General features: G+C 71.0%; 22 protein-coding genes. 12 read left to right on the top strand and 10 right to left on the bottom strand.

Annotated features, from left to right (window positions below; genetic code table 11):
* Positions 1-42: 42 nt before the first annotated feature.
* Positions 43-264, bottom strand: a complete 222-nt coding sequence (locus J5X75_RS13415; RefSeq protein WP_208467671.1) for a hypothetical protein — start codon at positions 262-264, stop codon at positions 43-45.
* Between the two features lie 85 nt (positions 265-349).
* On the bottom strand, positions 350-1,720 hold the full coding sequence (locus J5X75_RS13410) for an NYN domain-containing protein (protein WP_208467670.1): 1,371 nt from the start codon (positions 1,718-1,720) through the stop codon (positions 350-352).
* 106 nt (positions 1,721-1,826) lie between these two features.
* On the opposite strand from J5X75_RS13410, the gene J5X75_RS13405 reads away from it, so the two are divergent.
* The 6 genes from J5X75_RS13405 to J5X75_RS13380 all read left to right on the top strand — a co-directional run bounded on the left by J5X75_RS13405 (position 1,827) and on the right by J5X75_RS13380 (position 8,475).
* A complete protein-coding gene (locus tag J5X75_RS13405; RefSeq protein WP_208467669.1) occupies positions 1,827-3,626 on the top strand; it encodes a DEDD exonuclease domain-containing protein in 1,800 nt (599 codons plus the stop codon).
* A gap of 162 nt (positions 3,627-3,788) precedes the next feature.
* Positions 3,789-5,573, top strand: coding sequence for a RelA/SpoT family protein (locus tag J5X75_RS13400; RefSeq protein WP_208467668.1), 1,785 nt, complete (start codon positions 3,789-3,791; stop codon positions 5,571-5,573).
* A gap of 31 nt (positions 5,574-5,604) precedes the next feature.
* Positions 5,605-6,171, top strand: coding sequence for an NUDIX hydrolase (locus tag J5X75_RS13395; protein ID WP_208467667.1), 567 nt, complete (start codon positions 5,605-5,607; stop codon positions 6,169-6,171).
* Between the two features lies 1 nt (position 6,172).
* On the top strand, positions 6,173-7,024 hold the full coding sequence (locus J5X75_RS13390) for a sugar phosphate nucleotidyltransferase (RefSeq protein WP_307798058.1): 852 nt from the start codon (positions 6,173-6,175) through the stop codon (positions 7,022-7,024).
* 78 nt (positions 7,025-7,102) lie between these two features.
* A complete protein-coding gene (locus J5X75_RS13385; protein WP_183217263.1) occupies positions 7,103-7,390 on the top strand; it encodes an Lrp/AsnC family transcriptional regulator in 288 nt (95 codons plus the stop codon).
* A 2-nt stretch (positions 7,391-7,392) separates the two neighbouring features.
* Positions 7,393-8,475: a barstar family protein gene (locus J5X75_RS13380; RefSeq protein ID WP_208467666.1), complete on the top strand. Its 1,083-nt coding sequence runs from the start codon at positions 7,393-7,395 to the stop codon at positions 8,473-8,475.
* Between the two features lie 165 nt (positions 8,476-8,640).
* Here the strand turns inward: J5X75_RS13380 and qcrB are convergent, their stop codons facing one another.
* From qcrB to ctaE, 4 genes are read right to left on the bottom strand one after another with little or no spacing between them, the layout of a single operon-like run.
* Positions 8,641-10,242, bottom strand: coding sequence for a cytochrome bc1 complex cytochrome b subunit (qcrB, locus tag J5X75_RS13375; protein ID WP_208467665.1), 1,602 nt, complete (start codon positions 10,240-10,242; stop codon positions 8,641-8,643).
* Positions 10,239-11,342, bottom strand: a complete 1,104-nt coding sequence (qcrA, locus tag J5X75_RS13370; protein ID WP_208467664.1) for a cytochrome bc1 complex Rieske iron-sulfur subunit — start codon at positions 11,340-11,342, stop codon at positions 10,239-10,241. The genes qcrB and qcrA overlap by 4 nt, the downstream gene beginning before the upstream one ends.
* On the bottom strand, positions 11,339-12,187 hold the full coding sequence (gene qcrC / locus J5X75_RS13365) for a cytochrome bc1 complex diheme cytochrome c subunit (RefSeq protein ID WP_208467663.1): 849 nt from the start codon (positions 12,185-12,187) through the stop codon (positions 11,339-11,341). Before qcrC ends, qcrA begins: the two co-directional genes overlap by 4 nt.
* A 48-nt stretch (positions 12,188-12,235) precedes the next feature.
* The gene (ctaE, locus tag J5X75_RS13360) at positions 12,236-12,832 is read right to left on the bottom strand and encodes an aa3-type cytochrome oxidase subunit III (protein WP_208467662.1); all 597 of its coding nucleotides are present in this window, start codon (positions 12,830-12,832) and stop codon (positions 12,236-12,238) included.
* Positions 12,833-12,941: 109 nt separating this feature from the next.
* Here ctaE and J5X75_RS13355 point away from each other — a divergent pair, with 109 nt between their 5' ends.
* The 4 genes from J5X75_RS13355 (at position 12,942) to J5X75_RS13340 (ending at position 15,767) form a co-directional block, all read left to right on the top strand.
* Positions 12,942-13,880 (top strand): cytochrome c oxidase assembly protein, encoded by a 939-nt coding sequence (locus J5X75_RS13355; RefSeq protein WP_372450872.1) that lies wholly within the window; start codon positions 12,942-12,944, stop codon positions 13,878-13,880.
* Between the two features lie 48 nt (positions 13,881-13,928).
* Positions 13,929-14,354: a hypothetical protein gene (locus tag J5X75_RS13350; protein WP_208467661.1), complete on the top strand. Its 426-nt coding sequence runs from the start codon at positions 13,929-13,931 to the stop codon at positions 14,352-14,354.
* A gap of 35 nt (positions 14,355-14,389) precedes the next feature.
* Positions 14,390-15,448, top strand: coding sequence for an anthranilate phosphoribosyltransferase (gene trpD / locus J5X75_RS13345; RefSeq protein WP_208467660.1), 1,059 nt, complete (start codon positions 14,390-14,392; stop codon positions 15,446-15,448).
* Between the two features lie 109 nt (positions 15,449-15,557).
* Entirely contained in the window at positions 15,558-15,767 is a 210-nt protein-coding gene (locus J5X75_RS13340; RefSeq protein ID WP_208467659.1) for a hypothetical protein, read from the top strand.
* Positions 15,768-15,832: 65 nt separating this feature from the next.
* On the opposite strand, the gene J5X75_RS13335 is transcribed toward J5X75_RS13340, so the two are convergent.
* Together J5X75_RS13335 and ctaC are read right to left on the bottom strand one after the other, a co-directional pair.
* Positions 15,833-16,291: a cytochrome c oxidase subunit 4 gene (locus J5X75_RS13335; RefSeq protein WP_208467658.1), complete on the bottom strand. Its 459-nt coding sequence runs from the start codon at positions 16,289-16,291 to the stop codon at positions 15,833-15,835.
* Between the two features lie 10 nt (positions 16,292-16,301).
* A complete protein-coding gene (gene ctaC / locus J5X75_RS13330) occupies positions 16,302-17,228 on the bottom strand; it encodes an aa3-type cytochrome oxidase subunit II (RefSeq protein WP_208467657.1) in 927 nt (308 codons plus the stop codon).
* A 181-nt stretch (positions 17,229-17,409) separates the two neighbouring features.
* On the opposite strand from ctaC, the gene J5X75_RS13325 reads away from it, so the two are divergent.
* Positions 17,410-18,555: a cysteine desulfurase family protein gene (locus J5X75_RS13325; RefSeq protein ID WP_208467656.1), complete on the top strand. Its 1,146-nt coding sequence runs from the start codon at positions 17,410-17,412 to the stop codon at positions 18,553-18,555.
* Positions 18,552-18,761, top strand: a complete 210-nt coding sequence (locus J5X75_RS13320; protein ID WP_208467703.1) for a sulfurtransferase TusA family protein — start codon at positions 18,552-18,554, stop codon at positions 18,759-18,761. The genes J5X75_RS13325 and J5X75_RS13320 overlap by 4 nt, the downstream gene beginning before the upstream one ends.
* Positions 18,762-18,795: 34 nt before the next feature.
* Here the strand turns inward: J5X75_RS13320 and J5X75_RS13315 are convergent, their stop codons facing one another.
* Entirely contained in the window at positions 18,796-19,308 is a 513-nt protein-coding gene (locus J5X75_RS13315) for a P-loop nucleotide/nucleoside kinase family protein (protein WP_208467655.1), read from the bottom strand.
* A gap of 7 nt (positions 19,309-19,315) precedes the next feature.
* Complete coding sequence (locus tag J5X75_RS13310; protein WP_208467654.1) at positions 19,316-20,293, bottom strand: carbohydrate kinase family protein; 978 nt, start codon at positions 20,291-20,293, stop codon at positions 19,316-19,318.
* Positions 20,294-20,384: the final 91 nt, after the last annotated feature.

Raw genomic sequence — 20,384 nt, 5'->3', positions numbered from 1 at the left:
TCCTAAAGAGGCCGGCGCGATCCGGCCGCCCGCCCGTCATGATCACGCCACGTCACGGCCGGGCGGGAGCAACCGCACCACCACCGGCGGGGGTGGTGTCCGCAACAGCTCCACCTCGAACCCGGCCAGCTCGAACGTCTCGATCGCCCGCAACTCGCCCGGCGTCAGGTCGGCGATCCCGTCAGGGGTGTCCATCAGCACGCTGACCAGGCAACCGGCGCAGTCGACAGTCCGCTCGGCGCAGCGCCCGCAATCGATGATCATGACCCTTCCCTCCATCCGGAGAGACGGCCCGCCAGCGGACCGCCACCATGGGTGACAGTCACGCTAAGCGAGGGGTACGACAGTTTTACGAGCGCGACAGCCGGCGCAGCAACGAATCGGCGCCCATCGGGTAGGCGCCGTGCCGCCGCACCCCGTCGGCCACCTCCCGGTCGGAGGAGACCACCACGACCGGGCGGCCCGGTGGCTCGGCCCGGACCAGCTGGCGGATCAGGTCGTCGGCGGTGGTGCCCTTGCGGGAGAAGAGCACCCGCACACCGCGCGGCGCGGGTGGCAGACCGTGCACCCGCTCGGCCCCGTCGAAGACGACGGTGACCTCGTCGCCGGTCTGCGCGGCGATCCCGCCGAGCCCGGTGATCAGGCGTTTGCGCTGCTGTTCGAGCGACATGTCGGCGAAGCCGCGCTTGGTCACGTTGTAACCGTCGACGACCAGGTGCGCCCGGGGCAGGGCGAGCAGCTGGTCGAGGCGGCCCGGGTCGTCGGTGTCCTGGGCGCGGGCGCGGGACCGCTCGGGCGCGCCGGGGCGGTCGGCGGAGACGTCGGCCACGAAGTCGGCGGGCAGCTTGTCGGCCGGGCCGAGGGCCAGCTCCCGCCGCAGGCCGGTGGCGGCCTGGCCGATCGTCTCGAGCAGCAGCCAGAGGCGGGCGTCGTCGACCGCCCGGGCGTCCTTGGCGGCCTGCTTGCCGGTGGCCGCGGCGGCCTCGGCGTCGGCCAGGCGCGACCGCATGCGGCGCAGCTCCGCCTCGTGGTCGAGGGCCACCCGCGCGGCCCGGCCCTTCTCGGTGGCGAGCAGGTCGGCGGCGCGCTTCTGCGCCGCCTGCGCCTCACGCAGCGCCTTGGCCGTGGCCCGCGACTCCTCGCGCAGCTGGTTCAGCTCCTCGCGGACCCGGGCCAGCTCGTCGCGCAGCTTGTCGGCCTCGACCCGGGCGACCGCCCGGTCGTGCTCGGCGCGGGTGGCGCGCTGCTCGGCGGCGCGCACCTGGGCGGCCACCGCGGCGCTGTCCGCCTCGGCCCGGACGGCGTCGCCGGCCGCGCCGATCAGCTCCCGCCAGCCCTCGGGACGGGCCAGGTAGGCCAGCGCCGCCACCTCGACCGGATCGGCCGCCGCCGGTGCGACGCCGCTGGTCACGGCCGTTCCGAGATCACCGGCCTCGGCCATGATGCGGCCGCCGATGCGCTGCCGGAAGACCGGGTCGGAGACCAGTTGGGCGGCGATGTCGCGGCCGCCGAGGCGGGCTCTGCGGTTGGGCGCGAAGCGGGCCACCCGGCGCAGCGCCACCGGTATCTCGTCGGCGGGCAGACCGGGCAGCGCGGCGGCGGCCAGGACGGTGATCCGCTGACGGACCGCCTCGGGCAGGACCGGCTCGGGGGCGTAGTCCGCAGCCTCCGGCGCCGCCTCCTCCTCGGGGCGGTCGTCGGGGTCGAACAGCACGGACATCCACCCATTCTCACACCGCTCACGACCTATTGGCCCAGCGGAGCAGGTGATCTTTTCTCACCCCGGCCCCGGTTTCTGTCGTACCCGGGCTCTAAAGTTCCGGCCCGTGACACAACCGGCGTACGTGCAGGGCACTCTGGACACGCTGCTGTCCGCTGACGGGTCGGTGGATCCGGCGGCGCTGTCCCTGGCGGACACCACTTTCGTGGTGCTCGACCTGGAGACCACCGGCGGTGCTCCGGACGGCGCCGGGATCACCGAGATCGGCGCGGTCAAGGTGCGTGCCGGCGAGCGCCTGGGCGAGTTCGCGACGCTGGTCAACCCGGGTGCGGCGCTGCCGCCGTTCATCACCGTCCTGACCGGCATCACCGAGGCGATGCTGCGGCCGGCGCCGCCGATCGAGACGGTGCTGCCGTCGCTGCTGGAGTTCCTGCGCGGGGCGGTCCTGGTCGCGCACAACGCACCGTACGACGTGGGTTTCCTGAAGGCCGCCTGCGCCCGGCACGGCTACCCCTGGCCGAACCCACGGGTGCTGGACACCGCGGCGCTGGCCCGGCGCGCCCTGACCCGCGACGAGGTGCCCAACCGCAAGCTGGGCACGCTGGCCCACTTCTTCCGGTCCACGGTGCAGCCGAACCACCGTGCGCTCGACGACGCGAAGGCCACCGTCGACGTGCTGCACGGCCTGATCGAGCGGCTGGGCAGCTTCCAGGTGCACACGCTGGGCGACGCCGTCGAGTTCGCCCGGGCGGTCACCCCGGCCCAGCGCCGGCAGCGGCACCTGGCCGACGGGCTGCCGCACGTCCCGGGGGTCTACCTGTTCCGGGCCGCCGACGACCGGCCGCTCTACGTGGGCACGTCGAAGGACATCGCGACCCGGGTGCGCAGCTATTTCACGGCCGGCGAGAAGCGGGCGCGGATCTCCGAGATGCTCACCGCGGCGGTCCGGGTGGAGGCGGTGGAGTGCGCCCACCCGCTCGAGGCGGAGGTCCGTGAGCTGCGGTTGATCGCCGCGCACGCGCCGCCGTACAACCGCCGGTCGAAGTTCCCGGAGCGGGTGGTGTGGCTGAAACTGACCGCCGAGGCGTTCCCACGGCTGTCCGTGGTCCGCAAGCTGACCGAGGACGGCGCCACCTATCTGGGCCCGTTCTCGTCCCGGCGGACGGCGGAGCTGGCCGCCGCCGGGGTCTACGACGCGGTGCCGCTGCGGCAGTGCAACCACAAGCTCTCGCTGCGCTCGCGGACGCCGGCGTGCGCGCTGGCCGAGCTGGGCCGGTGCCCGGCGCCCTGCGAGCACGAAATCACCCCGGAGGAGTACGAAACCCGTGCCGCCCTGCCCTTCCGGACCGCCACCTCGGGCGACCCGGGCCCGGTGGTGGACGCCATCCTGGCCCGGATCGACACGCTGGCCGACCGCCAACGGTACGAGGAGGCGGCGGTCGTCCGGTCCCGGCTGATCGCCCTGCTCCGGGCCCTGGTGCGGATGCAGCGGCTGGAGGCGCTGACCCGGCTGGAGGAGATCGTGGCGGCCCGCCGGGACGACAGGGGCGGCTGGGAGATCTCGGTGATCCGGCACGGCCGGCTGGCGGCGGCGGCCACCTCCCCGCCGCGCGAGCATCCCCGCCCGACGCTGGACGCGGCGAGGCTGACGGCGGAGACGGTGCTGCCCGGTCCGGGCCCGGCGCCGGCCGCGACCGCCGAGGAGAGCGAGCGGATCCTGGCATGGCTGGAGCGGCCGGACACCCGCTTGGTGGAAACCTCGGGCGACTGGGTGTCACCGGTTCGTGGCGCCGCGCGTTTCACCGCCCTTCTCACCAGGGCGGAAGCCGCCGCTTCGCATCAAGACTCATCCGTTCGCCTATCGGTAAGTGACCGTTCGGATGACGCTCGCTCGCATAGGCTGTAAAGCACGCGCAACTGAAGCAAAAGAATCTCGGTAATAGTTCGTCACATTTGCGGGCCGGTGCCTTGGCGAGCGGACCCTTCCGATGATTCTCTTGCGGCAGCGAAACGCGAGGCGACTCCGCGCATCGGTTGATGCGCGGGCGATCGGTGAGGGGGTGTCCGGGTGGACGTCGACGCCGGCCACGGCGCCGCTTTCGGTCGTGCTCTGCCGACCACCTCCCAGGACCTCTCCTTCACGCGACGGCTGCGCTCGCTGTTCAGCTTTCAGGGCGACGACGACGATCCGGTCGCGACACTCGCCCGCACGCATCGCAGCATCCACTCCTCCGCCGACGTCGCCGTGCTGCGCCGCAGCTACGCGATCGCGGAGAGCATGCACCGCGGCCAGTTCCGCAAGAGCGGCGATCCGTACATCACGCATCCGCTGGCGGTCGCGCAGATCTGCGCCGAGCTCGGTATGGACACCACCACCCTGGTCGCCGCGCTGCTGCACGACACGGTGGAGGACACCAGTTACACGCTGGAGGCGCTCCAGGGCGACTTCGGCCCCGAGGTGGCCCACCTGGTCGACGGCGTGACCAAGTTCGACAAGGCGTACTACGGCAAGGCCGCCGAGGGCGAGACGATCCGCAAGATGATCGTCGCGGCCGGCAAGGACGTCCGTGTCCTGATCATCAAGCTGGCCGACCGGTTGCACAACATGCGCACGCTGGGCGCCCGCTCCACCGCCTCCCGGGCCCGGATCGCCACCGCCACGCTGGACGTGCTCGTCCCGCTCTGCGACCGGCTCGGCATCCAGGCCCTCAAGCGCGACCTCGACGACGTGGTGCTCTTCCACCTCGAACCGGACGCGTTCGCCCGCATCGACGAGCACGTGAAGAACCGTCCCGGGTGGGACGACTACCTCGCCGACGTCTCGCATCACGCCCGGTCCGCGCTGCGCCGCTCCCGGGTGACCGCCGAGGTGACCCCGCGTCCCCGGCACTACTACTCGATCTGGAAGGACACGGTCGCGGGCGGGCACACCGTACCCCTCGATCTTCCCCGGATCGCCGTGGTGGTGGACGGCCCGGACACCGACTGCTACGCCGCTCTCGGCGCCATCCACGGGCGCTGGCGCCCGGTGGCCGGCCGGTTCAAGGACTTCATCGCCTCGCCGAAGAACAATCTGTACCGATCTCTGCACACCACCGTGGTGGGCCCGGAGGGCAAGCTGGTCGAGGTGCTGATCCGCACCAAGACCATGCACCGCTACTCGGAGTACGGCGTCGCCACCAGCTACCGATATCCCAAGGTGGCCGACGAGCCACCCGGCGCCGATCAGCTGACCTGGCTGAAACGAGTACTCGACTGGCAACAGGACACGACGGACGCGACACAGTTCCTCGACTCGCTCCGATGTGACCTCGCCGAGGGCCAGATCACGGTCTTCGCTCACGGCAACGCCTACGAACTCCCCAGTCAGTCCACCCCGGTCGACCTGGCGTACGAGTTGGGCCCCCGACAGGGCGACCAGTGCCTCGCCGCCACCATCAACGGACGTCTCGCCCCCCTCAGCTCCCCCCTCCGCGACGGTGACGTCGTCGAGATCTTCTCCGAGACCGACGGCCACGTCGAAGCCGAGCCCAACGCCCCACGTGGCCCCCGCAAGGAATGGCTCGGTTTCGTCAAGTCCAGCCAGGCGCAGATGCAGATCAACCGCTTCTTCGACGAGAAGAACGAGCCGGGCATCAGCATCGCCGACAAGGTCCGCCTGGGCCGGGCCACCATCGGGCTCACCCTCCGCAAGCACGACCGGGGCCTGGCCAGCGAGGTTCCGCTGCGCCGGCTCGCCGAGGAACTCGGCTACCCCGACCTGGAAACGCTGCTGGTCGCCGTCTGCGAGCGCAACCTCGAACCGGACGCGGTCGTCGAGCAGCTCATCGCGCTCGTCGACCACCCGGACTGAGCCGCACAGCCTCCCCCGTTAGCCTTACGCCGTGAACATTCCCCGGCAGATCCGCGGCCTCGCGTATCAGGCCTTCTACGGGCTGCCCCTCCCGGTCCGCCGGCAGGTGGCCCGGATGGTCTCGCCCAAGTACCTGGTCGGCGCGGTGACGATCATCAGCGACGCGGAGACCGGCACCCCCCGGCGCATCCTCCTGCTGCGCCAGCCGCCGGGCCGCGGCTGGGGCCTTCCGGCCGGCCTCCTCAAGCGCCGCGAACTGCCCGCGGTGGGTGCCGCCCGCGAGCTTTTCGAAGAAGCGGGGGTACGCGTGGAGCCCGGTGACCTGACGCCCGGCAACCCGAACGCGATCATCCATCCGAACGGTGGCGTGGTCGACACCGTCTGGTTCGGCTCGGTGCCGGCGTCGAGCACCCCACTGGCGGTCGACGGTGGCGAGGTCCTGGAGGCCCGCTGGTTCCCGGTCGACGACCTGCCGGACCTGACCTGGCCCACCGCCCGGCTGCTCGGCATCTACGGTCTCGGGCCGCGCGCCGGCGAGCTGCCGCCGTCGATCCCGGCCGGCCGTTACCACGTCCCGTTCCCGGCCTCCGGCGAGTGACGTGACGATTCTCCCCACCCCGGTGCCGGTGTGCGGCGCGGTGCTGGCCGCCGGTGAGGGCCGCCGGCTGCGGCCGATCACCGAGACGCTGCCGAAGGCGCTCTGCCCGGTCGGCAACCTGCCCCTGCTCGACCACGCCCTGCGCCGTCTGGCCGGTCTCGGCCTGTCCGGCCCGGCCGACGTCGCCGTGAACGCCGCCTACCTGGCCGCGCAGGTGGTGGCCCACGTCGGCGGCCGCGCCCACCTGTCGGTGGAGCCGGACGGCCCGATCGGCACCTCCGGCGGCATCGGCCGGCTGCGCCCGTGGATCGACGGCCGCGCGATCCTGGCCGGGAACGCCGACGCCTACCTGCACGATCCGGCCCGCCACCCGGGCAAGGACATCGCGGCCCTGCTGGAGGGCTGGTCCGGCGAGACCGTGCGGATGCTGACCATGCCGTGCCGCCCCGGCGAGACCGGCGGATTCAGCGGGCACCGGTTCGCCGGCTTCTCGCTCATCCCGTGGCGCTACGCCAAGGATCTGGCCGACGTGGACAGCAGCCTGGTCCGGACCGTGTGGCGCCCGGCCGAGGCGGCCGGCGAGCTGGAGCTGATCGGCTACCAGGGCTTCTACCTGGACACCGGCACCCCGGCCGACTACCTGGCCGCCAACCTGCACGCGGCCGGCGGCGCCACCCTGGCCGACCCCTCGGCCCGGGTCACCGGCGAGGCCGTCGCGTCGGTGCTCGGCGCGGGCTCGGTCGTCGAGGGCACGGTCCACCGGTCGGTGCTCCTGCCGGGCGCCCACGTCGCGGCGGGCGAGCACCTCAGCGACGCCGTCCGGACCGACACCGGCCTGACCGTCGAGGTCTGAGGGCGTATGCGGGGCGGGGCCGGGTGGGCATAGCATGAGCGCGACCCACTTTTGTCCTCAGAGACGAGGAGTGCGCTGGTGAACACCGCGATCGTCCACATCGACTGCGCGACCGACTCGATTCCGGAGGTGGCCGGGGCGCTGGCCGCGCTGGACGGGGTCAGTGAGGTCTACTCCGTGGCCGGAGGCGTGGATCTGATCGCGATCGTCCGGGTGCCGCACTTCGACGACATCGCCGAGGTGATCGCGGGCCGGATCTCCAAGACGCCCGGCGTGATCAACAGCGAGACGTTCGTGGCCTTCCGCGCCTACTCGAAGCACGACCTCGAGGACGCCTTCGCCATCGGCCTGCCGGACGCCGACTGACGTTGCGCCCGCTCTGGCTGCTGACCGACGAGTACAGCGACGATCTACCCGAGCCGGAGCTGTCCCGGCCGGTCGGGACGTGCGCCGAGATCGACGGCCTGTTCGCCGATCTGCCCGAGCCCGGCCTGGAGCGGTTCGCGCTGGTGGACTGCGATCCCGGGCCGGGGTTGCGGGGCCGCCTCGGTGAGGTGTGCCTGGAGGCGCCGCCGCACGACACGTGGCTGCGGGACGTGACCGTGGTGGGCGCCGGCGACGGCCGGGTCGAGCTGACCGGGCGGGTGCACACCGAGCACCATCTGCGGCCGGACCCCGAGGGGCCGGCCGCCCCCGGCGACGGGTTCCGGCTCTGCCTGCCGGACGACACCACGCTGGCCCGCTGCCGTGCGGTCGAGGGCGTCTTCCGCCCCCGGCCGGAGCTGGAGCCGCCCAGCGTGCGCCTGATCGGTTTCCGGCCGGAGCCGTGGTTCCGGGAGCGCCTGGCGCGATGGCGCCCGGGCCGGCCGCGGATCACCGCCTCGATCTCCGGCCGGACCGCCGATGGGCGGGAGCTGCGCACCCTCGAACCGGGAGTGTTCGCGGACGTGGCGGCGGTCCGGCCGTCGTCACTGGGCCCGGACCTGTTCGACGTCGACCTGGACGCCGGGATGATCGATCCGATCCCGGCGCGGGCCCGGGCGCTCTGGGACGGCTGGCTGGAGCGGCGGCCCAGCGCGCCGGGCAGCTGGCGCCCGCTGGACACGGCGATGCGTCACGAGTGGCTCCGGCTGGCCCTGGGCGACCACCGGCACGAGGTCCCGGACCGGCCCGCCGGGGCCGTCTACCGGCTGGACGGCCGGTCCGTCACCGATGTGAACGGCTTCTACTGCGCGCTCGGTGAGGCGATCAACGGCCCCGGCGGCTACTTCGGCTGGAACCTGGACGCCGTCGACGACTGCCTCCGCGGCCGGTGGGGCGCCACCACCCCGTTCCGCCTGGAGTGGAGCCACTTCGCGGTGGCCCGGACCAGCCTCGGCGGCGACGAGGTCGACTACCTCGTCGGCCTTCTCACCGAGGGTGACCGGGTGACGGTCGTACCGGGCGGGTGACCACCCACTCCGGCCCGGCGGGCGCGCCGCGGCCGGAAGTGGGCAGCGCCTCGCGTGGCCCGGCGGGACGGGGTGATGTCGTGCGGGGCGGGCATCGCCCGTACCGGAAAGGGAGAGGCCCGCCAGGCAGATGCCTGACGGGCCTTCCGGAGAGTGACACCCGGCCTAGCTGCCGGACTTGATCTCCTCGCGCTTCGCGGGGCCGCCCACGGCCGGGGAGACCGGGATGTCGGCCGGCTTCTCGACCGGGTAGAAGAAGCCCTTGATCGCCGGAGCCAGGGCGCCGATGCGGTTCATCTTCTTCGGGACGACCCAGCCGGCGTACTCCAGCGGGACCGGGTGGCCGTGGTCGTCGACCGGGCCGAGCGGCTGGTGGATCTCGACGAACTGGCCGTTCGGGAGACGCTTGATGATGCCGGTCTCGACGCCGTGTGCCAGCACCTGACGGTCGTGCTGTTGCAGACCGAGGCAGATGCGGACCGCGATGTAGTAGGCCAGCGGCGGCAGCAGCACCAGGCCGATCCGGCCCGCCCAGGTCATCGCGTTCAGGCTGATGTGGAACTTGTCGGCGATCACGTCGTTGGCGCCGGAGAGCGTGGCGACCAGGAAGAACGTCAGCGACATCATGCCGATGCCGACGCGCTCCGGGTTGTCCCGCGGACGCTCCAGCAGGTGGTGGGTGCGCTTGTCCTTGAGCTTGCGCGCTTCCAGCCACGGGTACGCCATGGGCAGGGTGAACAGCGCGCCCAGGCCCACCACGGCCGGCCAGAACATCGGCGGGATGCTGTAGTCGAAGATGTAGATCTGCCAGTTCGGCATGAGCCGGACGAGACCGTCCATGAACATGACGTAGAAGTCGGGCTGCGAGGCCGACGACACCTCGGCCGCGCGGTACGGGCCGAACAGCCAGATCGGGTTGATCTGGAACACGCCGGCCATCAGCGCGATGACACCGAAGACGGCCATGAAGAAGCCGCCCTGCTTCATCGCGTAGCGGGGGAACATCCGCTCGCCGACCACGTTCTCGTTGGTGCGCAGCGGGCCCGGCCACTGGGTGTGCTTCTGCTTGAACACGATGCCCAGGTGGGCCGCGATCAGCGCGAGCAGCAGGCCCGGGATGAGCAGCACGTGCGCGATGTAGAACCGGCCGATGATCAGCTCGCCGGGGAACTCGCCGCCGAAGACCGCCGCCGAGAGCCAGGTGCCGATGACCGGGATGGTCAGCATGATCGCCGAGGCGATGCGGAGACCGGTGCCGGAGAGGCCGTCGTCGGGGAGCGAGTAACCGGTGAAGCCGGCGAAGAAGCCCAGCAGGAAGAGCACCACGCCGATGACCCAGTTGATCTCACGCGGCTTGCGGAACGCGCCGGTGAAGAAGATGCGGGCCATGTGCACGATGATCGACGCCATGAACAGCAGCGCCGCCCAGTGGTGCATCTGCCGCATGAAGAGGCCGCCGCGGACCTCGAACGACAGGTGCAGCGAGGACTCGTAGGCCGCCGACATCTCGACGCCGCGCAGGCCCAGGTAGGAGCCGTTGTACGCCACCTCCTTCATCGACGGGTCGAAGAAGAGGGTGAGGAACACGCCGCTGAGCAGCAGCACGATGAACGAGAACAGGGCGATCTCGCCGAGCAGGAAGGACCAGTGGTCCGGGAAGACCTTGTTCAGCAGGCCGCGCAGCGGGGTGGCAGCCTGGAACCGGTCGTCCACCCCCTTGGCGAAGTTGGTCGGGGCCTCGGAGAGGTCCATCTTTCGGCGCTTCACGGCCGCTCCCAGAAGTCAGGTCCGACGGTGTCCTTGTAGTCGGACGCTGCCACGAAGAAACCTTCCTCGTCCACTGTAAGCGGCAGCATCGGCAGACGCCGGGTCGCGGGTCCGAAGACCGGCTGCGCGTTGTTGGTGATGAGGAACTGCGACTGGTGGCACGGGCAGAGAAGACGGTTGGTCTGCTGCTCGTAGAGGCTGGCGGGGCAGCCCGCGTGCGTGCAGATCTTGGAGTACGCGACGTAGTTGCCGTACATCGAGCCCTTGTTCCGCCCGTTGGCGTCGGCCTCGGCGTTCCGGCGGGTCTCGGCCGCGTCCTCCGGCCGGAGGTGGATGAGCAGCGTCGGCGAGTCGGCGTGCTGGTTGGTGGCGCCGTGCGGGATGCCCGGGAAGACGGTCATCTGGCCGCCGGTGCTGACGTCCTCGGGCCGGATCGGGGTGCCGTCCTCACGGGTGAGGCGGACCAGCTTGTCCCCGTTCGCGACCGGGTTGAAGCCGGTGCGGAACATCATCGGCTCGGCGTCGCCGTGCGGGTTCTTGATCATGCCGCCGACCAGCGGCGCCGCGGCCGCCAGACCGAGCGGCAGCATGCCGAGGCCGATCGCGCCCTTGAGCAGCGGCCGGCGCTGGACGCCCAGCTCGTCCGCCACGTAGAGCATGGTCTGCCCGGTGATCAGGCGCTCGTCGTCCGAGGACGGGTCGCCGTGCCGCTGCTGGATGGACAGCTCGTGCGGCAGCAGCTTCTTGGCCCAGGCGAGGATCGCGAAGCCGAGCGCCAGCAGGCCGAGGCCGAGCGTGACGCCCAGGATCGGCGTGTAGTAGTCGCTCATCGTGTGGCCGAGCTCGAAGTGCCACGGCCACACGATGTAGAAGACCACGAACGCCGCGGTGAACAGGCCGGAGAGCAGGAACAGCAGGGCGATGTTGCGGACGACCCGCTTCTCCGCCTTGGAGTTCTGCCCGTGGAAGTGCGACTCGTACGTGACGATCTCGATGTCGTCGCGCCGGAGGCCTTCCTTGACGATGTCGAACCGCGTCATGTGCGGGTCGTTGACGTCGGCCGGCGTACCGGCCTCGCCGGAGTGATGGACCGCCGTCATGACTTCCCCGCAATCCAGAGAGACGTGAAGACCAGCAGGGTGATGCCGACCAGGAAGATGGCCATGCCCTCGGTCGACGGCCCGTAACGGCCCAGGTTGAACAGACCGCCCGGGTCCTTGTCCTCCTGGAGCTGGACCTGGATGTAGGTGATGATCTGCTTCTTCTGGTCCGGCGTGAGCTGGTTGTCACCGAAGACCGGCATGTTCTGCGGGCCGGTGAGCATGGCGGCGTAGATCTGCTCGGCCGTGGCGTCGTGCAGGCCCGGGGCGAACTTGCCCGAGGAGAGCGCGCCACCGCCGCCACCGAAGCCGTGGCAGGAGGTGCAGTTGATCCGGAACAGCTTGCCGCCCTCGGCCAGCGCGTCCGGGTTGGTCTCCAGGTTCTCGACGAGCTCGCCCTTCGGGAGCTCCGGACCGCCGCCGAGCTCCTGGATGTACTGCCCGAGCTGCTCGGTCTGGGTCTCGTCGAACTGCGGCGGCTTCTGCTCGGCCTGGGCCTCCTGGCGGGTCATCGGCATACGGCCGGTGCCGACCTGGAACTCCACCGACGCGGAGCCGACGCCGATCAGGCTCGGTCCACGCCCCTGGACACCCTGGCCGTCCCGCCCGTGACAGGTGATGCAGCTGGTGTCGTAGAGCGCCTTGCCCTCCTGCGCGGCAGCGGAGAGCGGGACGTTGTCCTCGGCGAACGCGCCCGGGGTGAACGCGGTGTAGACGCCGCCGGCCAGCGCCAGCGCGGCGAACATGCGCGCCGCGGCGCCGAGCCTCCGGCGCACCCGGCTGGGCGCGCCGCGCCGCCGGGAGAACACCCGGGCACGCCTGCGGGCGGGGGTGTCAGAAGTCATGGGTTATGTCCCTCTGGTTTGTTGTTGCGATCCTCGCCGTCGGCGCTGCTACTGAAGCCAATAGATCATGGCGAACAGGGCGATCCACACCACGTCGACGAAGTGCCAGTAGTAGGACACGACGATGGCCGAGGTGGCCTGAGCCGGCGTGAAGCGGCCCATGGTCGTCCGGATCATGTAGACGATGAAGGCGATCAGGCCGCCGGTCACGTGCAGACCGTGGAACCCGGTCGTCAGGTAGAACATCGAGCCGTACCCGTCACCGTTGATCTTCACGCCCTCGCCGACCAGCGTGGCGTACTCGTTGACCTGGCCGAGCACGAAGATCAGGCCCATCACGAAGGTGATCGTGAACCAGCGCCGCAGCGCGAACACGTCGCCCTTCTCCGCGGCGAAGACGCCGAGCTGGCAGGTCACCGACGAGAGGACCAGGATCACCGTGAACGTCGTGGCGTACGGGATGTTCAGGTGTTGGGTGTGCTCCTCCCACAGCTCGGGCGCCGCCGCGCGGATGGAGAAGTACATCGCGAACAACGCCGCGAAGAACATGAGCTCGCTGGAGAGCCACACGATGGTCCCGACGCTGACCATGTTGGGTCGGGTCAGCGAGTGGATCCGGCTCTTGTCGATGGCTGCCGCTGTCACGGCCTCATTATTCATCCGAGATAGGCCCAAGGTCCTCCGGGGTCCCCGATCTGGTCGCATGGGCGCCCCGGAATAATCCGTGAGCAGCGGGTAGGCCTAGCCTCGAGTGGTGCGTCTTCACGTTTTGCCCACACTCGCGGCCGATGCCGGGGATACTGGTCTTCCGCCGTTCACCCCGGCGGCCGTCTTCACCGAAGTGAACGTCTTCAGCCTGATCGCGCTGGGTCTGCTGGTGTCGGCGGCGCTCTACGGGTACGGCGTTTGGCGCCTACGACAGCGTGGCGACCACTGGCCGGCCGGGCGCACGGCGGCGTTCGTCGCGGGTGGACTCGGCTCGATCGCGGCGGTGACGGTCACCGGCATCGAGGCGTACGACACCACCCTGATCTCGGTGCACATGGTCCAGCACATGGTGCTGTCCATGGTGGGCCCGATCTTCCTGGCCCTGGGCGCGCCGACCACCCTGGCGCTGCGGGTCCTGCACGGACCGCCGCGCAAGACGCTGCTGGCGGTGCTGCACAGCCGCTACGTCCGGGTCCTGACGTTCCCGCTGGTCGCGTTCGGGCTGTTCATCGCGAACCCGTTCGTCCTCTACTTCACCGGGGCGTACCGGCAGACCCTGGAGCACGTCTGGGTGCACGAGTTCGTCCACCTGCACTTCATCGTCACCGGCTGCCTCTTCTTCTGGCCGCTGCTGGGCCTGGACCCGCTGCCGAACCGCTGGCCGTACCCGGGCCGCGCCCTGCTCATGGTGCTGAGCGTGCCGTTCCACACGGTGCTGGGGCTGACGATCATGCAGAGCACCGAACTGCTCGGCGGCGACTGGTACCCGAGCCTGGGCCTGAGCTGGCTGGATCCCAAGGCCGACCAGGTCACCGCGGGCGGGATCCTGTGGGCCGGCGGCGAGATCGTCAGCGTCACGATGCTCGGCATCCTGGTGGTCCAGTGGGTCCGTCAGTCGGAGCGCGAGGCCCGCCGGATCGACCGGGCCCTGGACCGTGCCGAGGCGGCCGAGAACGCGGGCCGCCCGGCACCCGATGCCGGATAACAAGTTCGGTACGATCGGCGGGACCTAGGACGTGAGGTGGGGCACAAGATGAGCGAGTACACCGTTCTGCTCTACAGCGACGACGCCGCCGTGCGAGACCGGATCCGGCTCGCCATCGGCACGCGTCCCGCCGCTGATCTCGAGGTCGAGTTCTGCGAGGCGGCCTCCTGGGAGGAGTGCCGCCGGCTGCTCGACGAGTACGAGATCGACCTGATGATGCTGGACGGCGAGGCGACCCCCGCCGGCGGCATCGGGATCGCCCGTCAGACCAAGGACGAGTACCTCAACCCCCCGCCCACCTGCGTCGTCATCGCCCGTGCCGCGGATCGCTGGCTCGCCGCGTACGCGCAGGTCGACGCCACGCTGGTGGCCCCGCTCGACCCGGTGACCACCGGTCAGACGGTGGCCGGCATGCTCCGCGCCCGCCGCGACGGAGCCGTCCCCCTCGGCACCCTGGGCACCGTTCCCCGCTGACTTCTCTGACGACACCCAATACGGGAGGCCCCGCCATGGGCGCACGTACCTGGCCCAATCTGACCAGCGCACTGCTCCGTGGCGAGGAACTCGCCACCGCGGACACCGCGTGGGCGATGGGCGAGATCATGGCCGGCAACGCGACGCCGGTGCAGATCGCCGGGTTCGCGATAGCGCTGCGCTCCAAGGGTGAGACTCCGGCCGAGCTGGCCGGCCTGGTGCAGGCGATGCTGTCCAGCGCCACGCTGGTCGAGCTCCCGGAGGACACCCGGACCCGGGCGGTGGACGTGGTCGGCACCGGCGGCGACCGGGCCAACACGGTGAACATCTCCACCATGGCGGCGATCGTCACGGCCTCCGCCGGGGTGACCGTGGTCAAGCACGGCAACCGGTCGGCGTCCTCCACCACCGGCACGGCCGATCTGCTGGAGCATTTCGGCCTGCCGCTGGACCTGGGCCCGGCCGGGGTGGCCCGCACGGTCGAGGAGGCGGGCATCGGCTTCTGCTTCGCGGCCCGCTACCACCCGGGCATGCGGCACGCCGCGGTGACCCGGCGTGAGCTGGGTGTGCCGACCTTCTTCAACGTGCTGGGCCCGCTGACCAACCCGGCCCGCCCGACGGCGGCCATGGTCGGCTGCTTCGACCCGCGGATGGCCCCGGTGATGGCCGAGGTGTTCGCCGGGCGCGGCGACTCGGCGCTGGTGGTGCGCGGCGAGGACGGGCTGGACGAGTTCACCACGGCGGCGCCCACCCGGGTCTGGATGGCCCGGGACGGCAAGGTGGAGGAGCTGCTGGTCGACGCCGCCGACCTGGGCCTGGCGCGCAGCCGGCCGGCCGATCTGCGGGGCGGTGACGCGGCGTTCAACGCCGACGTGGCCCGCCGCACGTTCGCCGGCGAGCAGGGCCCGGTGCGCGACGCCGTGATCCTCAACGCGGCGGCCGCGTTCGCGGCGCAGAGCGGCTTCCCGGGCGACTTCCACGAGACACTGCGGGACGGCATCGAGCGGGCCGCCGCGGCGATCGACTCCGGCGCCACGACCGCCCGGCTGGACCGTTGGGTGGCGGCCGCGCAGGCGGCCAAGAGCGCCGAGTAGCCGCAAGAATCCGGCAACACGCCGTGGAGAATGCCCAGGGATGTCCGATATACGTGACACCGTCTGAATGACATTCGGGTAATCCGGCTTCCCGTGAAGGGAGAACCCTGTGCAGGAGCGCGAACTCCGGTGCGCCATCTGCGACGGCGACATGCTGTTCGAGGTGCCGCCGTGCGAGGACGGCCACGACGACTGCCCCGAGCTGGTCTGCACCCGCTGTGGAGCCGCTGAGGTGGTCGCCCCGATCGTCGTACACCTGTGGCTGCCCGGCGGCGAGAAAAGGCGCGTAGCGCCCGCTCAGCGGTCTGCCGCGGCCTGACAGCCCAACGCGAAAGCCCGCCTCCCCCTCTGGGGGCAGGCGGGCTTTCGCTCAGCTGGAGAGGCTCAGAGGTGAGCTTCCGGGTGCCGGGTGCCCGAGTAGTACTCGAACAGCAGGCCGCACGAGGCGAAGATGACGCAGACCAGGCCGAAGGCCAGCAGCCACCACATCCAGAACACCAGGCCGATGCCGGCCACCGCCGCCGCCAGCGCGATGCCGAACGGCCAGTAGCTGCCCGGGCTGAAGAAGCCGACCTCGCCGGCGCCCTCGGCGATCTCGCCGTCCTCCCGGTCCTCCGGGCGCAGATCGATACGCCGGGCGACGAACCAGAAGAAGCCCGCGCACATCGAGCACAGCAGTCCGGAGAGGATCAGCGCGACCACGCCGACCCACTCGGTGCCGCCCGCGTACCCGCTGTCGGTGCCGGAGGCGTTCCCGGTGTTGTACGTGTAGACCCCGTACACGGCGGCCGCGCCGAACAGGAACACGGCGACCGCGGCGAAGATCTTGTATTCGGTCCTCATCGAGAGTCCCCTACTTCCCTGCGGCTACGGTCTCGGGCTGGTTCCAGGAGTGCTGCTGACGACGCGTGTTGAACGGCGACGTCTTCGTGGCGAACGGCTCCTCGCCGATCACGATGAGCGCCTCCGGCGTCGACTGCCCGGCCTTCTTGGCCGCGAGGAACCGCTCGAACTTCTCCGGGGAGACCGTCACCAGCTCGAAGTTCATGAAAGCGTGGTACGTGCCGCACAGCTCGGCGCACCGGCCGACGTAGCGGCCCTCCGTGTCGAGGGTCACCTCGAAGACGTTGCGCACGCTGCCCGGGAAGACGTCCCGCTTGAACAGCATCTCCGGCACCCAGAACGAGTGGATGACGTCCTTGCTGGTCTCCTCGAACCGGATCTTCTGACCGACCGGGAGGACCAGGATCGGGATCACGTCGGACGAACCGACGGTCGAGGCGACCGTGTTGGCGTCCTTACCCATCCCGTCGCGGTAGTTGAACTGCCAGTTCCACTTGAACGCCACGACCTCGACGACCTGGTCCGGGTTCTTGGACAGCTTGTCGACATTGGTCTGCACGACCGCGGTGTAGAAGAACAGCACCGCGACGATCAGAATCGGCGTGACCGTGTAGAGGATCTCCATCGGCATGTTGAACCGGGTCTGCACGGGCAGCTCGTCGCCGCGCTTGCGGTACCGGATCACACACCAGAAGATCAGACCCCACACGCCGATGCCGACCGCCAGAGCGGCGATCGTCGACGCGATCCACAGGTCGTACATCTCGTGGGCCTGCAGACTGATACCCCGGCTCGGCCAGCCGAAGTTACCGAATGCGGATCCCCACTGTTCGATCGAACAGCCCGAGAGCAGCGTCAGCAGCGTCGCGCCGCCGAGAACCAGCCCGGCCGCCCGGCCTACTGCCCGCGGCCGTGTGGCCGAACTCCTTGCGCCCACCTGCTTCTGCCTCCTTAGCAGCGCCGCCTGCCGAAACCGGACACCTGGCGGCAAGGCTCACTGACGGTCGCACACTACTCGACCAGGCCACGGCGACCAGCCACCGGGGGGCTGGGGGCCCTGGCGTGGGAGCGACCCGTCCCGGAAAACACCCGGACAACCGGACGATACCGTTCCCTGTGTGGATTACACAGGCGATCCGGCCGGGGCGCCCGCTTACCTGGACGCCGCCACCGCGGCGCCGCCGCATCCGGTGACACGTGAGGCGCTTCTCGCCGCCCTCGCCGACGGCTGGGCCGACCCGTCCCGGCTCTACGCGGCCGGGCGGCGGGGCCAGCAGCTGCACGAGGCGGCCACCGCGGTGGTCGCCGAGATCCTGGGCGTACGGGCGGACGAGGTGAGTTTCCAGCCCTCCGGCACGGCGGCGGCCCAGGCGGCGGTCCTCGGCGGGCTGCGCGGGCGCGAGCGGGTGGGCCGGGTGCTGGTGCATTCGGCGATCGAGCACTCGGCGGTGCTGCACGCCGCACGTACGGCCGAGGCGGTGGAGGTCGGCGTGGACCGGCTGGGCCGGCTCGACCTGGACGCGTGGGCCACCGCGGTCCGGGCCGGTGGGGTGGCCCTGGCCGGCCTGATCAGTGCCAGTCACGAGGTGGGCACGGTGCAGCCGGTGGCCGCCGCCGCGGAGCTGTGCGCCGAGGCCGGGGTGCCGCTGTTCGTGGACGCGGCGCAGACCGTGGGCCGGGCGCCGGTGCCGCCCGGCTGGTCACTGCTGAGCGCCTCGGCACACAAGTGGGGCGGTCCGGCGGGGGTCGGCGTGCTGGTGGTGCGCAAGGGTGTGCGGTGGCTCTCCCCGTACCCTCAGGATGATCTTTATCGCCCCCGCCACCCAGGCGCGCTCTCGCTGCCGGCCGTGGTCGCGGCGGCCGCGAGCCTTCGTGCCGTGACCGCCGAGGCGCGGAGCGAGGCGGTCCGGCTGAGCGCCCTGGTCGACCGGATCCGGGAGCGGGTGGCCGCCACCGTGCCGGACGTGGAGATCGTCGGCGACCCGGTCGAGCGGCTGCCGCACCTGGTCACGTTCAGCTGCCTGTACGTCGACGGCGAGGCCCTGCTGCACGCCCTGGATCGGCACGGTTTCGCCGTCTCCTCCGGTTCCTCGTGCACCTCGTCGACGCTGCGCCCGAGTCACGTGCTGGAGGCGATGGGGGTGCTCAGCCACGGCAACGTCCGGGTGTCGCTGCACCGGGACACCACCGAGGCGGACGTCGAGAGGTTCCTCACCGTGCTGCCGGGCGTGGTGGCCGCCATCCGGAAGGAGGCCGGGATCTGATCACCCTGGACTGCCGGGGCCTGCGCTGCCCGATCCCGGTGATCCGGCTGGCCAGGGCCATTCCGGGCGTGGCGGTCGGCGAGATCGTGCGGGTGCTCGCCGACGACCCGGCCGCGGCCAACGACATCCCCGCCTGGTGCCGGATGAAGGGCCAGGAGTTCGTCGCCGCCGACGGCCAGGCCTTCGACGTGCGCAGGCTGAGCTGAACGGCTCCGCTTCGCTCCGCGGACTATCGCCTGGTCACCGGCGGCGATCGTCGAGATAGCCGACCACGGACGGCACCGGATCCTTGGCCAGGTGGGTGTCGACGACCAGGCGCGGACCCAGATAGGGCTCGTACTCCGCCTGTCGTTCCAGGACCCGCACCCAGTCCGGGATGCCCTCGTGGTCGCGCGCCTTGAAGCGCTCCTCGACCCGGCGCCGGTGCTCCACGTCGTCGCCGCAGATCACCTCGACGACCCGCAGCGGCACCTCCATCCGCTCGGCCAGGTCCACCCAGAGCTGCCGCGCCGACCGGACCGGGTTCACCGCGTCGATGATCACGTGGTGGCCGATCCGGAGCTGCTCCTCGGCCAGCGCGGCCACCACTCCGTAGGCGGCGTAGCCGGGCCGCGGCTCCTGCACCCCGTACCGCCGCATCGTGAAGTCGACCGTGTCGACGGCCAGGACCGTCGCGGGCAGCTCGGCGGCCACCGCGGCGGCCAGGGTGCTCTTACCGACGCCGGGGAGCCCGGCGAAGACCGCTAACACCATGTCGTGGTCACGCCGGCAGCAGCGGCGCGATCTCCGCCGCGGCCTCGTCCCCGTACGCCGACGCGAACCGCTTCGTGAACTCGGGAGTCTTGATGTCGTACTCCTGGGTGCCGACCGTCTCCAGCACCAGCGCCGCGACCAGCGAGCCGACCTGGGCGGACCGCTCCAGGCCGAGCCCCCACGAGACGCCGGCGAAGAAGCCGGCCCGGAAGCCGTCGCCCACCCCGGTCGGGTCCTCGCCGATGACGTCCGGGACGACCGGGACGTGGATCCGCTCGATCTCCCGGCCGGTGATCTCCACGCCGTCCTTGCCGAGGGTGGTGACCCGGATCTTCACCTGCTCCAGCACCTGCTCGCTGGTGAGGCCGGCCTTGGTCTCCAGCAGAGACCGCTCGTACTCGTTGGTCAGCAGGTACTCAGCGCCGCTGATCAGGCCCAGCACGTCCGACCCGCCCATCCGGGCGAGCTGCTGCGACGGGTCGGCGGCGAACGCGTAACCCCGCTCGCGGCACTCCGCGGAGTGCCGGATCATCGCGGCCGGGTCGTTGGCGCTGATCAGCACCAGGTCGAGGCCGCCGGCCCGGTCGTGCACCGGCCGCAGCTCGATGTTGCGCGCCTCGGCCATCGCCCCGGCGTAGAAGGAGGCGATCTGGTTGAGGTCGTCGTCGGTGGTGCAGACGAACCGGGCGGTGTGCGCGGTGTCGCTGATGTGCACGGAGTCGCAGTCCACCCCGTGCCGCTCCAGCCAGGAGCGGTAGTCGCCGAAGTCGGCGCCGACCGCGCCGACCAGGAGCGGGCGCAGGCCCAGCTTGCCCATCCCGAAGGCGATGTTGGGGGCGACGCCGCCGCGACGGACCACGAGGTCGTCGACGAGGAAGGAGAGCGAGACCTTGTGCAGCTGGTCCGCGATGAGCTGCTCGGCGAACCTGCCGGGGAAGTGCATCAGGTGGTCGGTGGCGATCGAGCCGGTGACGGCGATCTTCATTTCGGCCCTCGGGGTAGGGAACAGGGGGCGTTACGCGTCGAGACTACCGGCCCGAAGCAGCGAACAGGCCGCCCCGTACAACGGGACGGCC

Source organism: Actinoplanes flavus (genome assembly GCF_017592555.1).
Taxonomy (GTDB): domain Bacteria; phylum Actinomycetota; class Actinomycetes; order Mycobacteriales; family Micromonosporaceae; genus Actinoplanes; species Actinoplanes flavus.
Note: the sequence above shows the minus strand (reverse complement) of the source record. Positions and strands in the feature narration are given on the sequence as shown.

Bases quoted from the DNA above. Each gene is read 5' to 3' on its own strand.
- J5X75_RS13350 (WP_208467661.1), top strand. From the start codon at position 13,929: ATGAGCGAGTACACCGTTCTGCTCTACAGCGACGACGCCGCCGTGCGA.
- J5X75_RS13410 (WP_208467670.1), bottom strand. From the start codon at position 1,720: ATGTCCGTGCTGTTCGACCCCGACGACCGCCCCGAGGAGGAGGCGGCG.
- J5X75_RS13415 (WP_208467671.1), bottom strand. From the start codon at position 264: ATGATCATCGATTGCGGGCGCTGCGCCGAGCGGACTGTCGACTGCGCC.
- qcrC (WP_208467663.1), bottom strand. From the start codon at position 12,187: ATGACTTCTGACACCCCCGCCCGCAGGCGTGCCCGGGTGTTCTCCCGG.
- qcrA (WP_208467664.1), bottom strand. From the start codon at position 11,342: ATGACGGCGGTCCATCACTCCGGCGAGGCCGGTACGCCGGCCGACGTC.
- J5X75_RS13315 (WP_208467655.1), bottom strand. From the start codon at position 19,308: ATGGTGTTAGCGGTCTTCGCCGGGCTCCCCGGCGTCGGTAAGAGCACC.
- J5X75_RS13335 (WP_208467658.1), bottom strand. From the start codon at position 16,291: ATGAGGACCGAATACAAGATCTTCGCCGCGGTCGCCGTGTTCCTGTTC.
- trpD (WP_208467660.1), top strand. From the start codon at position 14,390: ATGGGCGCACGTACCTGGCCCAATCTGACCAGCGCACTGCTCCGTGGC.
- J5X75_RS13310 (WP_208467654.1), bottom strand. From the start codon at position 20,293: ATGAAGATCGCCGTCACCGGCTCGATCGCCACCGACCACCTGATGCAC.